Origin of the sequence: Isoptericola croceus, from assembly GCF_029382255.1 — a bacterium.
In the GTDB taxonomy this organism is placed as follows: domain Bacteria; phylum Actinomycetota; class Actinomycetes; order Actinomycetales; family Cellulomonadaceae; genus Isoptericola; species Isoptericola croceus.
This window is the reverse complement of the sequence record NZ_JARLLG010000367.1, coordinates 1-265: the sequence shown is the minus strand read 5'-3', so window position 1 is coordinate 265 and position 265 is coordinate 1. Positions and strand designations below refer to the sequence as shown.

Here is a 265-nt window from a genome sequence, read left to right as displayed (position 1 = left end):
AAATGCCTTTTATCAGTTGAGTAAACCCACTAAGGATGCACATGATCAAGGCCATTATTCCGGTTCAAATACAAAGCGTCATGCTAACAAGTACGGCAAGACGAGTAACAATGGTGGCAATGAAACCGGAAATGGAAATGGAAACTTATTTGTTGAATATAGAAAGCTGTTTGAGAAATTTGTTAAATTCATCTCCAAAGCCCATGATTTCTATTTTTTCATCTTGAAGTCCATCTTGAATACTTATGACTTATCCGTTTTTATT

The 265-nt window shown here is 35.1% G+C and carries 1 protein-coding gene; it reads left to right on the top strand.

Features of this window, described 5'->3' with window-relative positions:
• Positions 1-265 (top strand): hypothetical protein (locus tag PZC42_RS24840; RefSeq protein WP_277214248.1); only part of this gene is annotated, 265 nt, incomplete at both ends.